Here is a 17,263-nt window from a genome sequence, read left to right as displayed (position 1 = left end):
CTGTTTTACAGGTAAGATTACTCGTTAATCAAACGATAGAAATAGGGACTTCCTTTGTAGCCCTTTGCATTCCACGTGTAAATGCCGTAGTACCAGTTCGAGCAATTTCCTTAATACCGTATGGTTTTAACAAATCGATTAAAACCTCGATTTTTTCTGGTTCACCAGTTACTTGAATGACGACACTCTCACGACTTACATCAATTACAGTTGCACGAAAAGGCTGAATTAATCCTTGGATTTCCATCCGTGTAGCAGGCGTTGACATCACTTTAATTAACGCAAGCTCTCTTGTTACAATTGACTGTGATGTTATATCTACTACTTTTAATACATCAATTTGTTTATTTAATTGCTTTGTTATCTGTTCAATTTCATTTTCCTCTTGCACATTTACCACAAGCGTCATCCGTGAAATGCCTTCTGTCTCAGAGTGTCCAACCGTAATACTTTCGATATTGAAGTGCTTTTTCGAAAATAATCCAGTAATACGATTTAAAACTCCGGCTTGGTTGAGAACAGTTAACGAGATGATTCGTTTCATAGTTTAACACCTACCATTTCATGGAGCCCTTTACCAGTAGCAACCATCGGATATACATTCTCATCCTTACTTACATGAATATCTAAAAGTACTGGTCCGTCAGAAGTGATAGCTTTCTTTAGTGCTTCTTCCCAACCTTCACTATTTTCAATCCGGATGCTTTCGATACTATACGCTTCAGACAATTTAATGAAATCTGGCTGAGTCACAAATTTAGAATGTGAATAACGTTCACCATGGAATAGCTCCTGCCATTGTCTTACCATTCCAAGTGATCCATTATTCAAGATAACAATCTTAATTGGTAAATTTAGCTCGTGAATAACACCAAGCTCTTGAAGCGTCATTTGAAAACCACCGTCACCTAATACTGCAACAACAGTTGATTTTCGATCGGCTAATTGTGCTCCGATTGCTGCTGGAAGTCCAAAGCCCATTGTTCCTAATCCACCAGATGTTACCCATTTATTAGGCTTATTAAAATTATAGTACTGCGCTGACCACATTTGGTGCTGACCAACGTCTGTCGTTACGATCGCCTCACCATTTGTATACTTATGAATTAACTCTAAAACCTTCTGAGGCTTTAATTCCTTGTCACTATCCTTGTATACGAGTGGAAACTCTTTTTTATCATTAGCCAATTTTGTATTCCACTCACTATGGTCACCTTGTTTTCCATCCTGTTTAATTAATTGCTCTAATACGTTCTTCGCATCGCCAACAATTGGAATTTGCGTTGGAACATTTTTCCCAATTTCAGCAGGATCGATATCAATATGGGCTACAACCGCTTTTTTAGCAAAATGGTTTAAATTCATAGTCAAACGGTCATCAAATCTTGCACCGATATTAATTAATAAGTCACAGTCATATAGCGCCATATTGGCTGCATATGTTCCGTGCATTCCACCCATTCCTAAAAATAACGGGTTATCAGATGGAAATCCACCTAATCCTAATAATGTGTTAACAACTGGAATTTGCTGTTGGGTAGCATATGTTAATAACTGTTCTGAAGCTCTCCCGTGGATAACTCCAGCACCAGCTAAAATAACGGGTTTTTTCGCACTGCTTACAGCCTCAACTAATTTTCTTATTTGTAAATAATTTGGTTCACTTGTTGGCTGATAACCAGGTAAATTCACCTTGATATCATAATTGAATTCTCCTTCATTTAAAGAGATATCCTTTGGTATATCAATTAATACAGGACCTGGTCTACCAGTTGTTGCAATGTGAAATGCTTCTTTAATAATTCTAGGAAGCTCGTTTACATTACGTACCTGGTAATTATGCTTTGTTATCGGTGTTGTAATTCCTAAAATATCTGCTTCTTGGAAAGCGTCTGAGCCGATGACACTTGTCGCAACCTGCCCTGTAAAGACTACAAGTGGTAATGAATCAATCATCGCATCCGCTAGTCCAGTCACAAGGTTTGTAGCTCCTGGTCCAGATGTTGCAATGACGACTCCGGGTTTACCGGAAACACGTGCATAGCCTTCTGCTGCATGTATTCCACCCTGTTCATGTCGAGCTAGAACATGAAACATCCCTGAATCATATAAGCTATCGTAAATTGGCAATACAGCTCCACCTGGGTAACCGAATATGACTTCTACATTTTCCTGCTTCAATGCTTCGATTAGCATAAGTGATCCCGACATAGTGTTCGTACATTTGGCTGTTGAGCTATTCAACTGTACATTTGTACTCATACTCTTTCCTCCCTTTAATTTAATATGGATTCATTCACTTAAACTTTAGTTAAAACAGCATATAAAAAACCTTCCCACCCCTCATAAGACTCCACATCAATTTGTGTGCCAAAGGGGCAAAAAGGTTAATAAACTTTTTCGCGGTACCACCCTTCTTCATGGTCAGATTATGACCACCTTACGAGCAGATTATCTGCTCACTTTGATAACGAGTACCGAAGAAATGGGACTCGGTTAATCCTACTTATATTTCAGATTAACACTCAGAGGCGAGTTCATCGTTCGGGAGCATCACCGGCTTCCAGCTACCCCGGTTCTCTGTAGATACTTTACCAAAGATTACTTATCCTCTTCACCGTTTTAACAATATTTCCATTTAGTTTCCAACAAAAACAACTAATCGCTTCATAAAATAATTGTGTGAATTTAGAGAATTTTATTCCTTTTTCTAATGTTCTTGTAACTTTTATTTGAACTTATATTACGCTCTAGAAATTAAAGTGTCAACAGTGTTTTTTAAGAATTGTTTGATTATTTAGATTTATTAGGAACCTTGAATCCGCTTACATTATTGATATTATTGAGATGTTTTTATTAAAATTTTTTTTGGAAAAATCTAAAAATAAACAGATGTCCATCATCTGTTTTGTAAAGTTATCATGAAACATAGGTTTACAATTAACTAACAATCTTTATCGTTATCTTACACACATCTAGATTATCTTCATAGAAAGTTGGAAGATCTTCTCACAAGTTTTTTTCATTTTTATAGCAATTATATAGAAGGCTTGAATAGACACGTTATACTCAACTAAAATCGATTTGAGAGTTTATTATACTCGGTACAGGTGTCACGAAAGGAGAATTGCATAGAGACTTAGATTTCTTAGAGGGAATATTTCCATTAGACGACTTAGATTCTTAAAAATTAATTGTTTCTTACCATAACAACTATCATTACAAAAGTTTCCTTAAATTTCTTGAAGAGGTGGCGATGTTAATCTTGGTTGTTTATTTCCTCTTGTAGCGTTCTTTTTCTGTAGAAGGTCTGGAACGCTGCTCCATGGCGTTAAATCCTCTAACAAACTTCTCTAAACAAGAATCCTACGTATTCTTCAATAACATAGTGCTAAGAAATCAATGATAGGCTTTGACATATCTTAAAAATAAAAAAACCTATCACATTTAATATGATAGGTTTTGAATATGTATTATTATGGCGTCCCAGGAGAGATTCGAACTCCCGACCGACGGCTTAGAAGGCCGTTGCTCTATCCAGCTGAGCTACTGGGACATGTTTATAATGAATAATGTTCTTAAGGTGTTTTCCCTTATGTACTGTGTATCACCAGCGACATTTATTATTATATTTGCTTATAGAATAAAAGTCAACATTATTTTCAAAACTTTTTTTCATTTTTTTAAAAAGGGGAAATCTCCCCTCCATATTAACTTTACAGTGAAAATTGTTGTGATAAATCCTCAACAATAGTTCCATTCACTTCAAAAAATGTTACATTTGCAATTGAATTTTCCACTTCTAGTATAGCATAAGTTTTCTGTCTGCGCAGTACTGGTAAACGAATACTTCCAGGGTTAATAAATATCATTCCATCGATCATTTCAGCATTCGCAATATGTGAATGACCATAGCAAACGAATCGTGCACCAACTTCTAATGCTCGATACTTCAAATTTAATAAAGTTGATTTCACCTGATATAAATGACCGTGTGTTAAATATAATGTTGAACCATTAATATCACAAATCACATCATTCGGAAAATCTGCACCGAAATCACAGTTCCCTTTTACCACTGTTAATGATGCTAACTCAAGACTTTCATGTGATAATTCAGAATCTCCACAATGTAGCATCAATGAAACTTCATCTTTGTGACGATTTTTAATTTCTTCAATTTCTTTTGTTAGTCCATGACTATCACTCATGATAAGTACTTTCATCTTATGCGCCGCCCTATAAATTAATAAATAAGCTCTTTCAGTTTCTCCAAAGCCTTCGCTCGATGACTAATTTCATTTTTTTCTTCACTTGTTAAACATGCCATTGTTTTTTCTTTTCCTTTGACAATAAAAATCGGATCATAGCCGAAGCCGTTTTCACCTATTGGCATCATTGAGATATATCCCTCACAGGTTCCAACAACAGTTTTTGTTTTTTCACCTGGTATAGATAGCGCAAGGGCACATACAAATCTTGCCGAACGTTCTTCTAATTTTTCAACATTTTCTAACTGCTTCAATACTTTATTAATATTCGCAATATCATCCTTTTCTGGACCTGCGTATCTCGCAGAATAAACTCCAGGTTTTCCATCTAAATAATCAACAGCTAGCCCTGAATCATCAGCAATCGTTAATTTCTGATATGTATTTGCAATCGCATCGGCTTTAAGTATTGCATTTTCCTCAAATGTAGTACCTGTTTCCTCAACATCGATCGCATTTGGATAATCCAATAAAGAACGAACGATATACCCTAGAGGAGTAAGCAATGCTTCAAATTCTTTAACCTTCCCTTTATTCTTCGTTGCTATAATAATTTCCTTCACAAAATCAACCTACTTTTTTAAATTTTCATCTACGATTAAAGATAAATCCCCAAGCGCTTCTCTTTGATATTCAATCAAGGAGTATATTCCCTGTTCCGCTAAATCAATAAGCTGATTTAATTGCGTTCTTGAAAACGTTGCTTCTTCCCCTGTTCCTTGAAGTTCAACAAGCTGACCTTTTGATGTCATTATGACATTCATATCGACTTGTGCAGAAGAATCCTCTATATAATTTAAATCTAGTATCTCTTTATGCTCTGTGTCAACCCCAACAGATACCGCAGCAAGAAAATCTGTTATCGGCAGAGTTTTAAGTTTTCCTTGTTCCAATAACTTTCCAAGTGCCAAAGTCATTGCTACAAACGCTCCTGTTATCGAAGCCGTTCTTGTTCCGCCATCAGCTTGAATAACATCACAATCAATCCATATTGTTCGTTCTCCTAATGCCTTTAAATCAACAACTGCTCGTAACGCTCTGCCGATTAATCGTTGAATTTCCATTGTTCGACCACTTATTTTCCCTTTAGAAGACTCTCTAATTGTTCTCTGTTCAGTTGCTCTTGGTAGCATCGAATATTCGGCTGTAATCCAACCTTTTCCTTCACCACGCATAAAAGGTGGAACTCTGTCTTCAATCGTTGCATTACAAATAACCTTCGTATTTCCTACTGTGATAAATACGGAGCCTTCAGGGTGTATGATAAAATCTGTTACAATCTCAACTTTTCTTAATTCATTTGCTTTTCGCCCATCATGTCTCATTATTTCTACAGTCCTCCATTTATCATCATCTCTATATGTAAACAAAAAAGTTTTTCAGCTAGTATGGTTTCCACATTATTTTCGAATCCACACTAAATGAAGAAAGAGGCAGCTTTAAAAGCTTACCTCTAACTATCATATAGTATAACAAAAATTAAATATTAAAAACTACCTGTGTTTACATTTGTAGGTCTAGTGACATCCTCTGTTAGCTTTTCACCATTTTCATCCATTAACTCAGCTTTACCATTTACAGTAATAGCTACACTTTCAATACCTTCTTGCTCTGTTAAGGTTAAGACAAGTGATTGTAACACTTGAGATGAAATGATTTTCTGTTCTTCGTCAAAGCTTCCGTAAATTGCCTCATTGAAATCCAAGGTAACTTTTCCATCCTCATATTTAGGAGCGCTTATAAGCTCCACACCATTTTGAAACTCACTTAATAATCCTGTCTCTAACGCTGGACCCTCTACTAACTCTTCAACGGCTGAAACAATTTTGTCCGTTTCTGTGTTACTTACCCTTTTTGTAACCGGAACAAAATATTCTTGTCCATCTGTTTCAGCACTGTAATAAACGGTAACAGGATGCGTATTAGTCAAATCGACAACATCAGAGGAATCATGGTTAATTCCATACTCCCTTCCAATTCCATCTTGGATTGGAGTCCCATTTACAGGCATTTCCTTCTGTTCATGTCCATTTACCCAAATTTTCACTTTTTCAACAGAGTCAAACTGTGTTAATGTCCAAGTAATAGCCTGTAAAATCTTCTCTTCATCTTCTTTATTATACGTACTAAATTCTTTTGAGAAGTCTGCAACAGCTACTCCGTCTTTAATATCAACACCCAATACTTCTGTACCTTCAGGAAGAACGGCTCTAAACCCATTCGGCAGCATGCTTGAAATTGGACCACCGTCAACTAAATATTCTAAAGCTTGTTTTGCAACACTTTTTGTTTCAGGCAGGTTCATTGTGTAAGGAACAACAAATCCATTTTTATCAATTAAATATAATTGATTTGTTACATTTTTTTCTGCTTCTTCTCCAGCAACGTCTTCAACCTTTCCTTCACCTTTTTGATTTACATCCTCTGTAATTGTTACATCCTGTGGTGGATCGATTTCCTTTGTAGCTTTTTCTGCATCAAATAAACTACAGCCTGAGAGCAGCATAGATGATGCAATGACAGTGATTGCAATCTGTTTGTTGTATTTTGACATTCAAATCCCTCCAAAGGCAGTTTGTACTATAATGTATACGAGCTATAATTTGTTTTAGACCGCTTTTTTGTACAAATTCTCTGCTAAAGCTTTAAAGGGATGTTTTTTTACACAATGAAACTAACTGATAGGAACAAAAAAGTCTATCTTACTTTATACGCGTTATAGATCAAAGTGAATTTTTCTATAAATCGCAAAAAGAAGATAGACTCCTTCATAGATGGTTCCTTATGATAAATGAATATTTTCAACATTTTCAAGTGAAATAGACTTCACGTTTTCGATAGGGTGTTCAAACCATTTTGAAGCAATTTTTTCAAATAACTGTTTGGAACCGGTTGTTAAAAATAAATGATTTTTTTCACCAGGTGTTTGGTTTAGCGCTTTTTTAAAGGACAGAATCGTGCTGACCTCTCTTGCCGTTTCATCACCAGAACAAATAATTTGAACAGCTTGTCCCATATACTCCTCAATTTGCGGCTGTAAAATAGGATAATGTGTACAACCTAAGATTAACGTGTCAATATTGGAATTCTTAAATGGAGCCAAAGAATCCTCAACAATTAGCCTTGCATGCTCACCTTCGTAATTTCCACTTTCAACTAGAGGGACAAATTTTGGACATGCTAAACTTTCAATTTTCAGCGTGTTATTTAATGTTTTAAGCGCCGTTTCATATGCAGCACTTTTTATTGTATTGATTGTCCCGATTACACCTATTTGGTCATTTTTAGTGACTTTTACAGCAGTTCGAGCACCAGGAAAAATCACCCCGATTACAGGGATATTTATTGTTTCTTGTATTTCCTGCAATGCGATAGCTGTTGCAGTATTACAAGCAATGACTAGCATTTTAATATGATGGTTATCAAGCAAATAATTAGTCATTTCCCATGTAAAACGTCGAACCTCTTCAGCAGGTCTTGGGCCATATGGACAACGTGCTGTATCCCCTAAATATATAATTTCTTCTTTTGGTAATTGTCTCATGATCTCTTTTGCGACAGTTAAACCGCCGACACCAGAATCAATAACTCCGATTGGACTTTTCAAATAATCGCCTCATTCTTCTCTCATTTCATGTTGTAACTTGATCAACGATTTTTCAAGGACTTCTAATTCATCCTTTTCAAAATTAACAAGCATATCTCGTAAGTATTTTTGGCGTTTTTCGATAACTTCTTCAATAATACGTTCGCCTTCTTTTAATAAATGAATTCGTACAACTCTTCGATCTTTTGGGTCTTTCACTCGCATCACTAACTGATTTTTTTCCATTCTGTCAACTAAATCTGTTGTTGTGCTGCATGCCAAATATATTTTATTCGAAAGTTCACCAATTGTTAAGTCACCATATTCCCATAACCATTGCAACGCAACAAATTGAGGAGGAGTAATACCATAATCACTCAGTATACAACGACCCTTTTGTCTTAGTATACTGGAAATATGTCGGAGTGCCTTTTCGAGATCCGCAACTGTCTTATCATTTATTAATTCTTGTCTACTTTTCACTTTTTACCCTCACTAATTTAGTACTGATATGCATCCTCATAATGGTTATGTACATATCACTTCAATTTTCCATGTTTTAATTAAAAAATGCAAGTTTGTTTTATTTGAAAGACCATAAAAACCGTTGTTAATTTCCTCTTGCAGCCATTTGCTTTCCTCAAGCGATCCGTGCTGCTTAAGCACAAACGCCTGTGGGGTCTCCCTTTGTCACGCTTCTCTAAACAGGAGTCTCATATCTTCCAAACAACAAATACACAATTATGAACGATAGACATTAACATCGTCTTTTGAAATCAAGTGGAAGTTCAAGCTTGTTTTCAGTGCAACATGTAGAAAGTAAACTGGCCCTATCGTATGAACAACCCCCTCAACAAAATCAACCTGATTATTTGTATAAGAAATTTTCAAGCAACAATTATACGACAACCATCTTTAAATTTCAGTAGAAATAAATAATATCGATTACAAATAAAATAATAACCGGCAAACCTATAAAAGGTTAGCCGGTATAGGTTAGAGCTCTAGTTCACCCATTCGAAGGAGCTCGACAACCGCTTGAGAACGTCCCTTTACACCAAGCTTTTGCATCGCATTCGAGATGTGATTCCGAACTGTTTTTTCACTAATGAAGAGCTCGCTAGCTATTTCCTTTGTTGTCTTATCTTGAACTAACAATTCGAAAACTTCTCTCTCTCTTTTCGTGAGTAATGGCTTTGATTGAAACTCTTTCTCTTTCAAGTATTGTAACCCTCCTTGCTAAGGTGAGAGCTGATCTAACGGATGGGTATATATTTAGTCAACATATATTATGTGCTTCAATTGCTTACTGTGACTGAAATGCTTTGGAAAAGGTGTATTTACTACGTCCATTTTTATCGTTTAGAAATACGAATGCATAATTCTATATTTGCTAATCCCCAAATAATTAAAACTCTCTCATTTTAAACGTTATATTGACCAAAAGACGAAAACTAAGCAATGTATAAAAATCTATATTTTCACCTTTTGAACCTATTTTTAAAATATGTAAAACCTTTTAGATTGTTCATTTAATAACGAAAAAAAACCACCCATAATTGAGTGGTTAAAGAGTTGAAGCAATAAAATTCACCTTAATAAGGAACCGATTATTTTGTTGTTTCAAAATCCTTTAGACTTGGTCACTACCAAAAAAATTCCGGAATGATTGAATCGCAGTATCACGATTTAATGCTGCAATCGAAGTTGTTAATGGAATTCCTTTTGGACAAGATTGTACGCAGTTTTGGGAATTACCACAGTTTGCTAATCCACCATCACCCATAATTGCTTCAAGACGCTCTGATTTATTCATTGCTCCAGTTGGATGGGCATTAAATAAGCGAACCTGTGATAATGGAGCTGGACCAATAAAATTAGATTTACTGTTCACATTCGGACAAGCCTCTAAGCATACACCACATGTCATACATTTTGATAATTCATATGCCCATTGACGTTTTTTCTCAGGCATTCTTGGTCCAGGGCCTAAATCATACGTACCATCTACAGGAATCCATGCTTTAACCTTTTTCAATGAATCGAACATACGCTTACGGTCTACTTGTAAATCACGTACAACTGGAAATGTTCTCATTGGCTCAAGTCTAATTGGTTGTTCAAGCTTATCAACCAGTGCTGAACATGATTGACGAGGCTTCCCATTGATGACCATTGAACAAGCGCCACATACTTCCTCTAAACAATTCATATCCCAGTTTACAGGTGTCGTTTTTTTGCCATCTGCATTTACAGGATTACGGCGAATTTCCATAAGTGCAGAAATAACATTCATATTAGGACGATACGGTACTTCAAATTTTTCCTCGTAAGGGGCAGCGTCCGGTGAATCTTGGCGGGTAATAATAAATTGAACTACTTTTCTCTCGCTCATTAGTTATCCCCCTTTTTGCTTTTTGAATAATCACGTTTACGTGGCTTAATTAATGATACATCTACATCTTCGTAGTCAAACTTAGGTGCAGAATCCTCACCAGTAAATGAAGCCATTGTTGTTTTTAAGAAGTCCTCATCATTACGTTCTGGGAATTCAGGTTTATAATGAGCTCCACGGCTTTCATTACGATTGTAAGCTCCTAATGTAATAACCCGAGCTAAATGCAACATATTTTTTAATTGACGTGTAAATGTAGCACCTTGGTTACTCCACTTAGCTGTATCATTAATATTAATATTTTCATATCTTTCTAACAGCTCTTGAATTTTTTCATCTGTTTTTAATAGCTTATCATTGTATCGAACAACTGTTACATTGTCAGTCATCCATTCTCCTAATTCCTTGTGAAGGACATAAGCATTTTCATTACCATCTAGTCCCATAATATGATTCCATTTCTCTTCTTCTTTCTTCACATATCCATCATATAAGGTAGATGATAAATCCTCTGCACTGTTTTCAAGTCCACTTATATATTTCACAGCATTAGGTCCTGCAACCATACCACCGTAAACAGCTGATAACAACGAATTAGCTCCTAATCGATTCGCACCGTGCATTGAGTAATCACATTCACCAGCAGCAAACAATCCAGGGATATTTGTCATTTGATCGTAATCAATCCAAAGTCCTCCCATTGAATAATGAACAGCAGGGAAAATTTTCATAGGTACTTTACGCGGATCCTCACCCATGAATTTTTCATAGATTTCGATTATTCCACCTAGTTTTATATCAAGCTCTTTCGGATCCTTATGTGACAAATCAAGGTATACCATGTTTTCCCCATTAATCCCTAGCTTTTGCTCGACACAAACATCGAAGATTTCACGTGTAGCAATGTCACGAGGTACAAGGTTACCGTAAGCAGGATATTTTTCTTCAAGGAAATACCATGGTTTCCCGTCCTTATATGTCCAAACTCGTCCACCTTCTCCACGAGCAGACTCACTCATAAGACGAAGTTTATCATCACCTGGGATTGCCGTTGGATGAATTTGAATAAATTCACCATTCGCATATGTAACACCTTGTTGATAGACAATCGATGCAGCAGAACCTGTATTAATAATCGAGTTTGTTGATTTACCAAAAATAATACCAGGACCACCAGTTGCCATAATAACAGCATCTGAGCGGAAAGATTCAATCTGCATTGTTGTTAGGTTTTGTGCTGTAATACCGCGGCAGACACCATCGTCATCAAGGACTACACCTAAAAATTCCCAACCTTCATATTTCGTGACAAGTCCAGCAACTTCATGTCGGCGAACTTGTTCATCTAATGCATATAATAACTGCTGTCCAGTCGTAGCTCCTGCAAATGCTGTTCTGTGGTATTGCGTACCTCCAAAACGTCTAAAGTCTAATAATCCTTCAGGCGTCCTGTTAAACATTACACCCATTCGGTCAAATAAGTGTATGATAGATGGTGCCGCCTCTGCTAAAGCCTTTACAGGAGGCTGATTTGCTAGGAAGTCTCCTCCATAAACAGTGTCATCAAAATGTTCCCAAGGAGAGTCTCCTTCCCCTTTTGTATTAACAGCACCATTTATTCCACCCTGTGCACATACAGAGTGAGAACGTTTCACTGGTACTAATGAAAACAAATCTACTTGAACGCCAGCTTCTGCTGCCTTCATTGTCGCCATTAAACCAGCTAGTCCGCCACCGACAACAATAATCTTATTTTTACTCATTAACCCCACTCCTTTTAATCGCTTCTATTGATAAGATCTCGATTAGACGAATGCAAAGATTGCTCGAACACCTACAATTGAAAGCGCTAAAAATATTGCAAGCGTTACATATGTGGAAATCTGTTGTGAGCGAGGAGTAACTGTAATTCCCCAGCTTACTGCAAATGACCATAATCCATTAGAAAAATGGAAAATTGTAGATATAACACCAACTAAATAGAATACTAGCATAATAGGACTACTTAAAATAGAAGCCATCATATCATAGTTCACTTCTTGTCCAAATGCTGCAGCTATTCTCGTTTCCCAAACGTGCCAAGCAATAAAAATAAAAGTGATAATTCCTGAAACACGTTGAAGCAAAAATAGCCAATTTCTTAAGTAGCCATAGTTCGTTACATTGTTTTTTGCAGTAAATGCAATATAAACACCATAAATTGCATGGTATAAAAGTGGAAGGAAAATAATAAAAATTTCCAACGCATACCTGAATGGTAGCATTTCCATAAAATGTGCTGCCTTGTTAAATGCTTCAGCACCTCTTGTAGCAAAGTGATTGACAACAAGATGCTGAACTAAAAACAGCCCTACAGGAATGACGCCTAATAAAGAGTGCAGTCTTCGATTTACAAACTCTTTGTTTCCAGCCATTAAACATACCCCCTAGTTTCAATAATACACCCGCTTTTTGATTCACTAATTTCTTTTATTAGCCCAAATTTTTTCCAAATAAAAATTAAAACTTTATTCTATGAATATATGGAAATATAAATGGGTTTTACAGGTCATAAAAATTTTTGTTACAACAACTTTTACAAGTTAAATGTGACAAATTCATTTTACTCCCATAAAAGAACAGCGTCAAGAAAACGCGTACATAAATTATAATTTTTCGATAAGTCGGAAATTACTTTAAATTTATTTTATCAGTATATTTAAAAGATCATAAGGTTTATTTCAATTTTAGTTAATATTACATGTTTTTCATAATCGTTCTTGTTATATAATAAACGATAGAAAGAGGGGAATACCGTGAATAAACAATCCATACAATTGACAAACGAAGAATTAAAAGAATTACAGACGCCTGCCTTTGGATATGAACTAATCCGAGAAGTCTTAATACCAACTATTTTAGGTAAGGACTACTCCAATATGCTTTATTGGGCAGGGAAGGAACTAGCAAGAAAATATCCGCTTAGCTCAACAGAAGAAATGATATCTTTCTTTGAAAATGCCGGCTGGGGAAATTTAACTGTATTAAGTCTAAACAAAAACGAAATGGAGTTGGAGCTTAGTGGTGATCTCATTTCATTACGTTTAGGCAAAGATAATGATTGCAGTTTCCAATTGGAAGCTGGATTTATAGCCGAGCAACTTCAAACAATTAATAGCTATATTACCGAAACTCATGAGCAAATCAAAAAGCGTGCTAAAAAAGTCATTTTTACTGCTAAATGGGATCATAAAGATAAGATTGAATCAGCGCCAATTGTCGGAAAACGTTCTGAACGAAAATGACGAAAATAGATAGTAGTAAAAAGAACTTTATTTTAATGACAATAGTACATTTGCTCTATTCTTACATAAAGGGTCTATCCATTGATAGACCCTATTCTTTCTTTTTATACTTGTGAAGCTTCTTTCGAAAGCTCAAACGTACTATGTAGAGCATCTACTGCTGTAACCATTTGTTCACCTGAAATGACAGTTGATACTTTAATTTCAGAGGTACTAACCATTTTTACATCAATTCCATTATCAGCTAATACTGAAAACATCCGAGCAGCAACTCCTGGATTTGACACCATACCTGATCCTACAATTGAGACTTTTGCAAGATTGGATTCAGATTCAATTTTTTCATATTTCAAACTGCTCTTTTCTTGCTCAAGAATTGAAATCGTCTCGTCAAGATCACTTGTTTTTATTGAAAAGGAGATGATTGTTTTTTTATCATTCGTTGTGCTCTGAATAATAATATCAACATTTAAACCATGACTTGCCAACGTTGAAAAAATTGTAGAAAGTGTCGTTAATTCATTTGGAAGTCCTATAACCGATACTCTTGTTACCTGATCCTCAAATGCAATTCCTTTTACGATTAAGTTTTCCTCCATACTCGTTTCCTCCTCAACAATTGTTCCTCTTTCATCTTCCATACTTGAACGTACTTCTAAAGGTATTTTATAATTCTTTGCAAATTCTACTGCACGTGGATGAAGTACACCTGCACCTAAATTAGCTAACTCTAACATTTCATCGTATGAAATTGCCGCTAATTTCCGTGCATTTTTCACTACTCTAGGGTCAGTAGTAAATACACCTGTTACATCCGTATAAATATCACATTTATCTGCTTCTAAAGCAGCAGCTAAAGCAACTGCGGTTGTATCAGAACCACCTCTTCCAAGCGTCGTAATCTGGCCATCCTTTGTGGCTCCTTGAAATCCAGCGACAACAACGATTTTTCCTCTATCTAATTCTGTTTTTATTTTTTCCGGATTAATATTTGTAATTCTTGCATTCCCATGCTGTTCTTCTGTTTCAATACCTGCCTGCCATCCAGTATAAGAAATTGCCTCATATCCCTTTTCCATTAAGGCTAATGCTAGAAGGGATATCGTTACTTGTTCTCCTGTCGTAAGGAGCATATCCAATTCTCTTTTACTTGGTTTTGATGTTATTTTCCCTGCTAAATCAACTAATTGATCTGTTGACTTTCCCATCGCAGATACAACAACAACCACTTGATTTCCTCTTTGTTTTTCTTGAATTACACGATTAGCAACATGCATTATTCTTTCAGCAGATCCAACAGATGTTCCACCGAATTTTTGGACAATGATTCCCAACACAATCTCACCCTTCATTGATTATTCTAATGTTCAGTCATGTATGATAGAAGGCATAAAAGCTACTACTAACCGTTTACTCATTTTCTAAAAAAGCAACAAAAAAAGCAATGAGATATTAATATCCCATTGCTATACAAAACGAAAATAATAAACTTCGCTTTCACAATGAGATAGCTCTCCAAGAAATTACATTTTCTTGACAGTTTTACATCTGTTAAATGTAAAACCAGCCATTATAGCAATGGTACTATAACAGCTTCGGCAAAATTCCCTTTCACCAGCTTTCATTGGAGACCATCCTCCTCAAACAGGCTACTCTTGAATTTCGCACCTCTACCTTCATTCAATAAATAACGATCATACTATGAAATTACTAACAAGATTATCAAACTTTAATGAAAAGTGCAAGCACTTTAACAATACCACAAAAACTTCAATCTATTTGTCACTCAAATGCTCAAAGATTTGCTTTGCAATATTCTCAGGCATCCCAGCTTCTTTGAATTGTTCAACATCTGCTTCTTTCATCTTTTTCAATGATCCAAAATGCTTAAGCAACATTTTTTTCCGCTGTGCACCGACACCAGGAATATCATCCAAAATGGATTGAAAGGCACTTTTCCCGCGGAGCTGTCTATGAAAGGTAATCGCAAACCGATGAACCTCGTCTTGAATTCTTTGCAATAAATAAAATTCTTGACTGTTCCTATTAAGGGGAATAAATTCAGGAGGTGAGCCGATTATTAGTTCTGAAGTTCTATGTTTATCATCCTTCACAAGACCTGCGATTGGAATGTCTAGACCTAACTCATTTTCTAGGACATCCTGTGCTGCAGCTAAATGCCCTTTACCACCATCTATAATAATTAAATCTGGAAGTGGTAAATCCTCCTTTAATACACGACTATATCTACGTCGTACAACCTCTCTCATTGATTCATAATCATCAGGTCCTTTTACACCTTTGATTTTATACTTACGATAATATTTTTTTGCAGGCTTACCATCTTCAAATACTACCATCGCCGATACTGGATCTGTTCCTTGAATATTTGAATTATCAAACGCCTCTATTCGATGAGGAGTATGGATACCTAGTTTATCTCCAAGGTTTTCAACAGCTTTAATAGTACGTTCCTCATCTCTTTCAATAAGTGAAAACTTTTCCTGCAAGGCAATCTTCGCATTTTTGTGCGCAAGTAATATTAAATCCTTCTTTTTACCGCGTTTTGGCTGAAGAGCTGATACATCTAACAGCTGTTCAACTAATTTAATTTCAACACTATCAGGTAGTAAAATCTCTTTTGGTAAAAAATGATTTGCTTTTGAATAAAATTGTCCAATAAAGGTTAGAAATTCTTGTTCTGGGCTATCATAAATTGGAAACATTGACACATCGCGTTCAATTAATTTCCCTTGTCTAATAAAAAATACTTGGACACACATCCATCCTTTATCATAAGCATACCCAAAGACATCTCTATCAACAAAATCATTCATTGTCATTTTTTGTTTTTCCATCGTCGCTTCAATGTGAATAATTTGATCTCGATACTCCTGTGCACGTTCAAATTCTAATTGCTCTGCAGCCGTAGTCATTTTCTCTTGGAGCTCTTCTTTTATCTTTTTATATCCACCATTTAAAAATTTAGTAATTTCCTCAACCATTTCTCGATTCGTTTCTTCTGATATATCATTTACACATGGAGCTAGGCATTGACCCATATGATAATATAGACATACCCGATCAGGCATTGTTGAACATTTACGAAGAGGGTATAATCGGTCCAATAATTTAATAGTTTCTCTCGCTGACTGTACATTTGGATAAGGACCAAAGTACTTTCCTTTATCCTTTTTTACTTGTCTCGTTGCAATTAATCGAGGATGACGTTCATTTGTTATTTTAATAAACGGATATGTTTTGTCATCCTTTAGCATTACATTATATTTTGGATCATATTTTTTTATAAGATTCAATTCTAAAATTAATGCTTCTATATTCGAGGACGTTACAATGTATTCAAAATCAACAATCTCATTCACTAAACGAAGTGTTTTTCCGTCATGTGATCCTGTAAAATACGAACGAACACGATTTTTTAATACTTTTGCCTTCCCTACATAAATGACCGTACCTTGGCGATCTTTCATGATATAGCATCCTGGTTGATCAGGAAGAAGTGCAAGCTTTTCCTTTATATGATCAATCATAGCAAACACTCCTTTTTTCAAATTTTATAGACGTTAATCCGCAAACATAATCGTATTCGATAAAATTATATTGGCGGATTACAGTCCATAACAAAAAACAAAACACCTCTTTATCGTATCAGATTTCGCTCATTTCAGCTATGTTAACTATACGTAATCAATGCAAAGTTTTCCTT

Annotated in this window: 15 protein-coding genes, 1 tRNA gene, 1 riboswitch and 1 other annotated feature; of the genes, 1 reads left to right on the top strand and 15 read right to left on the bottom strand. The window is 35.7% G+C overall.

Annotation, left to right across the window (positions count from 1 at the left end; genetic code table 11):
* Positions 1–28 precede the first annotated feature (28 nt).
* The 13 genes from ilvN to ACTJJ9_RS07085 form a co-directional block, all read right to left on the bottom strand.
* Positions 29–544 (bottom strand): acetolactate synthase small subunit, encoded by a 516-nt coding sequence (gene ilvN / locus ACTJJ9_RS07145; protein WP_145582186.1) that lies wholly within the window; start codon positions 542–544, stop codon positions 29–31.
* Positions 541–2,262: an acetolactate synthase large subunit gene (ilvB, locus tag ACTJJ9_RS07140; protein ID WP_095300596.1), complete on the bottom strand. Its 1,722-nt coding sequence runs from the start codon at positions 2,260–2,262 to the stop codon at positions 541–543. Before ilvB ends, ilvN begins: the two co-directional genes overlap by 4 nt.
* Positions 2,263–2,371: 109 nt before the next feature.
* Positions 2,372–2,627, bottom strand: a binding site (T-box leader).
* An 852-nt stretch (positions 2,628–3,479) separates the two neighbouring features.
* Positions 3,480–3,556: transfer RNA gene (locus tag ACTJJ9_RS07135), tRNA-Arg, on the bottom strand.
* A gap of 160 nt (positions 3,557–3,716) precedes the next feature.
* On the bottom strand, positions 3,717–4,226 hold the full coding sequence (locus ACTJJ9_RS07130) for a metallophosphoesterase family protein (protein WP_095300597.1): 510 nt from the start codon (positions 4,224–4,226) through the stop codon (positions 3,717–3,719).
* A gap of 20 nt (positions 4,227–4,246) precedes the next feature.
* A complete protein-coding gene (locus ACTJJ9_RS07125; protein WP_145582187.1) occupies positions 4,247–4,834 on the bottom strand; it encodes an XTP/dITP diphosphatase in 588 nt (195 codons plus the stop codon).
* A 9-nt stretch (positions 4,835–4,843) separates the two neighbouring features.
* Complete coding sequence (rph, locus tag ACTJJ9_RS07120) at positions 4,844–5,596, bottom strand: ribonuclease PH (RefSeq protein ID WP_145582188.1); 753 nt, start codon at positions 5,594–5,596, stop codon at positions 4,844–4,846.
* 161 nt (positions 5,597–5,757) lie between these two features.
* Positions 5,758–6,825, bottom strand: a complete 1,068-nt coding sequence (locus ACTJJ9_RS07115) for a GerMN domain-containing protein (protein WP_440768577.1) — start codon at positions 6,823–6,825, stop codon at positions 5,758–5,760.
* A 228-nt stretch (positions 6,826–7,053) separates the two neighbouring features.
* Entirely contained in the window at positions 7,054–7,878 is an 825-nt protein-coding gene (gene racE, locus ACTJJ9_RS07110; protein ID WP_440768576.1) for a glutamate racemase, read from the bottom strand.
* 9 nt (positions 7,879–7,887) lie between these two features.
* The gene (locus ACTJJ9_RS07105; protein ID WP_233452127.1) at positions 7,888–8,340 is read right to left on the bottom strand and encodes a MarR family winged helix-turn-helix transcriptional regulator; all 453 of its coding nucleotides are present in this window, start codon (positions 8,338–8,340) and stop codon (positions 7,888–7,890) included.
* 513 nt (positions 8,341–8,853) lie between these two features.
* Complete coding sequence (gerE, locus tag ACTJJ9_RS07100) at positions 8,854–9,078, bottom strand: spore germination transcription factor GerE (RefSeq protein WP_003184172.1); 225 nt, start codon at positions 9,076–9,078, stop codon at positions 8,854–8,856.
* A 412-nt stretch (positions 9,079–9,490) separates the two neighbouring features.
* Positions 9,491–10,252, bottom strand: coding sequence for a succinate dehydrogenase iron-sulfur subunit (gene sdhB, locus ACTJJ9_RS07095; protein WP_095300602.1), 762 nt, complete (start codon positions 10,250–10,252; stop codon positions 9,491–9,493).
* Positions 10,252–12,015, bottom strand: coding sequence for a succinate dehydrogenase flavoprotein subunit (sdhA, locus tag ACTJJ9_RS07090; RefSeq protein WP_440768575.1), 1,764 nt, complete (start codon positions 12,013–12,015; stop codon positions 10,252–10,254). Before sdhA ends, sdhB begins: the two co-directional genes overlap by 1 nt.
* Positions 12,016–12,057: 42 nt before the next feature.
* Positions 12,058–12,666, bottom strand: coding sequence for a succinate dehydrogenase cytochrome b558 subunit (locus ACTJJ9_RS07085; RefSeq protein ID WP_440768574.1), 609 nt, complete (start codon positions 12,664–12,666; stop codon positions 12,058–12,060).
* A gap of 381 nt (positions 12,667–13,047) precedes the next feature.
* Between ACTJJ9_RS07085 and ACTJJ9_RS07080 the strand changes: the two genes are divergently transcribed.
* Positions 13,048–13,536: a YslB family protein gene (locus ACTJJ9_RS07080; RefSeq protein WP_440768573.1), complete on the top strand. Its 489-nt coding sequence runs from the start codon at positions 13,048–13,050 to the stop codon at positions 13,534–13,536.
* Positions 13,537–13,640: 104 nt separating this feature from the next.
* Here the strand turns inward: ACTJJ9_RS07080 and ACTJJ9_RS07075 are convergent, their stop codons facing one another.
* Complete coding sequence (locus ACTJJ9_RS07075) at positions 13,641–14,870, bottom strand: aspartate kinase (RefSeq protein WP_440768572.1); 1,230 nt, start codon at positions 14,868–14,870, stop codon at positions 13,641–13,643.
* 166 nt (positions 14,871–15,036) lie between these two features.
* A riboswitch (Lysine riboswitch) is annotated at positions 15,037–15,217 on the bottom strand.
* 94 nt (positions 15,218–15,311) lie between these two features.
* Positions 15,312–17,087 carry an excinuclease ABC subunit UvrC gene (gene uvrC / locus ACTJJ9_RS07070; protein ID WP_440768571.1) on the bottom strand — a complete coding sequence of 592 codons (1,776 nt, stop codon included), beginning with the start codon at positions 17,085–17,087 and terminating at the stop codon, positions 15,312–15,314.
* Positions 17,088–17,263: the final 176 nt, after the last annotated feature.

The sequence above is a fragment of the Metabacillus sp. 22489 genome (assembly GCF_052044855.1).
Taxonomy (GTDB): Bacteria; Bacillota; Bacilli; order Bacillales; family Bacillaceae; genus Metabacillus; species Metabacillus niabensis.
The sequence above is the reverse complement of the archived record's forward strand: the minus strand, read 5'-3'. Positions and strand labels throughout refer to the sequence as shown.

Excerpts from the sequence above, each read along its gene's own strand:
- ilvN (WP_145582186.1), bottom strand. The coding sequence starts at position 544 with ATGAAACGAATCATCTCGTTAACTGTTCTCAACCAAGCCGGAGTTTTA.
- ilvB (WP_095300596.1), bottom strand. The coding sequence starts at position 2,262 with ATGAGTACAAATGTACAGTTGAATAGCTCAACAGCCAAATGTACGAAC.
- ACTJJ9_RS07130 (WP_095300597.1), bottom strand. The coding sequence starts at position 4,226 with ATGAAAGTACTTATCATGAGTGATAGTCATGGACTAACAAAAGAAATT.
- rph (WP_145582188.1), bottom strand. The coding sequence starts at position 5,596 with ATGAGACATGATGGGCGAAAAGCAAATGAATTAAGAAAAGTTGAGATT.
- ACTJJ9_RS07115 (WP_440768577.1), bottom strand. The coding sequence starts at position 6,825 with ATGTCAAAATACAACAAACAGATTGCAATCACTGTCATTGCATCATCT.
- sdhB (WP_095300602.1), bottom strand. The coding sequence starts at position 10,252 with ATGAGCGAGAGAAAAGTAGTTCAATTTATTATTACCCGCCAAGATTCA.
- sdhA (WP_440768575.1), bottom strand. The coding sequence starts at position 12,015 with ATGAGTAAAAATAAGATTATTGTTGTCGGTGGCGGACTAGCTGGTTTA.
- ACTJJ9_RS07085 (WP_440768574.1), bottom strand. The coding sequence starts at position 12,666 with ATGGCTGGAAACAAAGAGTTTGTAAATCGAAGACTGCACTCTTTATTA.
- uvrC (WP_440768571.1), bottom strand. The coding sequence starts at position 17,087 with ATGATTGATCATATAAAGGAAAAGCTTGCACTTCTTCCTGATCAACCA.